This is a genomic window from Apibacter sp. (genome assembly GCF_025291155.1).
Taxonomy (GTDB): domain Bacteria; phylum Bacteroidota; class Bacteroidia; order Flavobacteriales; family Weeksellaceae; genus Apibacter.
Genome location: NZ_JAMBJZ010000137.1, coordinates 1 through 2849, shown reverse-complemented (window position 1 = coordinate 2849; position 2849 = coordinate 1). Strand labels below are relative to the sequence as shown.

General features: G+C 27.0%; 2 protein-coding genes. Both read right to left on the bottom strand.

The features are described 5' to 3' along the window. The coding region (locus M3Z80_RS09490; protein WP_293919374.1) for an AAA family ATPase at nt 1-1146 on the bottom strand (1146 nt) is incomplete at its 3' end. Nucleotides 1147-1196: 50 nt separating this feature from the next. Next, nucleotides 1197-2285 (bottom strand): PKD domain-containing protein, encoded by a 1089-nt coding sequence (locus M3Z80_RS09485; protein WP_293919373.1) that lies wholly within the window; start codon nt 2283-2285, stop codon nt 1197-1199. Between the last annotated feature and the right edge of the window lie 564 nt (nt 2286-2849).

Here is a 2849-nt window from a genome sequence, read left to right as displayed (position 1 = left end):
CGGTAAACTCTTTTCCTTTAAATATCTTTGTGATAGCCTTATAGATTCTGTTATCGATTCATCAGTTACTTTTATAGAATGATGAACTAAGTAAGAAGGCAAGGCCGATTTTATTATTCTAAAGGTCTGCTCTTCATTAGGCTCTTCAACCTTAATAACCTCAAACATTCCTGATAGTCCTTCATCTTTTTCAATTTTTTTTGTATATTCATCAACAGTAGTAGTAACAATAAGAGTAAGACCATTATTGCTTGATATTTCACTTTTTAAAATACTGGAAACACCTGAATTATCACTATTTTTATCTAATAGAACATGTATTCCGTCTATGACGAGTATAGATTGTGGATAAGTTTTAAGTTCTTGTAATATCTTTTTTAAACGATCTTCTATTTCGCCTTTATACGAAGCACCTGCTATTAAGGAGCCTAAGTCCAATTCGTAAATTTTTGTTTTTAATAATTCATCCGGAACCTGTTTTTGCGCTATTAAATTTACAAATCCTTCAATTAAAACAGATTTTCCAACTCCCGGATAACCTTGTAGAAGGACATTCGGTTTAGAAAAACGACATATAATTTCTACAATTTCTTTAATCTCTTTTTCTCTAGCTACAATATGCTTAGGTTGTTTTTGGGCTTTTATTAAGAGATCTTTACAGTATTTGTATAAATATTTTATGTTGGTATGAACATGATCATCTTTTATATTTCCATAATTTATCTCTTTATTAACATCAATTAATAATTCATCTCTGATAATGGGAAAACTTTTCATTTGATCAAAGCTAAAACCTACTCCTGGAGTTGCTATTGAAACCATTATGCAATAAAGATCGATTTCTTCCCTCCCTAAAATATTTCGTATTTCATCCGCTTCTTTTATTATTCTATCAATACTTTCATCTGCTTCAGGACGTACGTTTTTACTTGCTTTTGGAAAATCATCAATTCGTACTTCAGCCCATTCTTCTATAAAAAATACATCTTTTTTCATAGCTTCCAATTCCTTTAGTAGAGATAAATCTCTATGAAGTATTGCCTTTAGAAGATGGGGAGCACCAAATTGTGCATTCTTTTTTTCTATTGAATATTTTTTAGCTATATCTAAAGCCGTATATATTTCTTCAGCAAAAATTTCTTCCATATATAAATAATTATATAATGTGTTTTTTATTAAAAGGTTTTTATCAATATTTAGTCATAAATCCAAAAAGGCCCTTTTTTTATTTTATATTTAATATTAATATTTGTTATGTAATTATTATTGTTTCTATCAATACGTAACGATTTTATCTTTATTTTTTTATTTTCAATTTTTTCACATAATTCAGAAAAGGTTATAATGGTCTTATCATTTTTTATTACAGAAAAATCATAGTTATTGATATATTTACTAAAATCTTCCTTTGTCTTACCCTGCTTCGCTACTTCTAATAATAATTCTTTAAATTGATTTTCAGATATTGAAGGCGCTTGATCCTCAATGATTTTATTTTTTTCTTTTTCTAAAGGAGTTTCTTCAGGAACTCCCGAGATATTCTTTAAAACAGGTACCCATGGATTTTCCGGTAAAATATTATGTTTAGGTTCAAAATCTTCATCATTTTTATCAGGTATAAAACCTAGTATTGGTGTTTCCTTTACTTCATTTAATACTCTAGGTTTTACGTAAATATCTTTGCTGGCAATATGAGCTATATCTCCATTTATTACTAGAGTCAATCTTTTTTTTCCAGGTTCACTATAATTATATATAGGGTATTCTGAAGTATCATCCATTTGACCAGATTCTCCAAAACTCCATTCCCAAGAAAAGGCTTCTCCGCTATATTTACAATAGACATTAAATGGTTGACCTACAGTTACTACAGTAGGAGAAATTATTTGAGGAACTTTCCTGGAATCTATGATTTTGCCCATATTTTTTATTTCTATTGTTTTTTGCAAAATACAAGATCCATTTACTTTTAATGTCACTATATACATTCCTGATTTTGAATATCTATGCAAAGGATGCTGTTCATATTTTTTAGGGGAATTGTCTCCAAAATCCCATAACCAACTTTTAGCTCCAGGAGTTAAATCTTTAAATCCGATTATTTCACCTACTTGCTTCCTTTCAGCTTCAATAGCAAAATCTATTTGCTCACAACTAACAAACCGAGAATATTTATAGAATAAGATAAATAAGCCAATCAAAATAAATATAATGAATATATATAGTATTCTAAAATCTATTTTCTTATAAAACTTATTGATCGAATTCTTTAACCTACGATTCATTTTAGAATGTATTTAAAATATTTTTGCCTGCTAACTTAGGTATTTTTTTTTATACAAGAAATATATTATATATATTTTTATAATATATAAATATATATCTTCATTATCTTTATTTTAAAAATTAACAAATAAAGATAATTAAATCCAATAAAAATTATTTTAGTTATTTTATCCTATAAATTAGGTGATATATTTATCTTTTCTTATCAATTCGACTAAAGAAAATGCAAACCGTTATGCACCAAAAATTTACACACGGTAATTGAATTACATGACTAATATAAAATTTTATTTAAAGGATTGCTTTTGAGATTATTTTTTAGCAATACATACAGCATATATTATAATGTCAAACACTTGAAAAAAGAGAGATTATTTCAATTTTAAGAGAAGTATTATATGGTTTTAATGAATTTATTATCTCATATAATTAAAAGAAATAATAGTTAAGCTATAGTCATCATCTGCTCCATTCTTTTTTTCATTCACCCATTCTAAACATTATTATTTCCAGTAGCCTTCGGATTTTGAGTATCTTCCTTACATCTTTATGTATTACCTCTT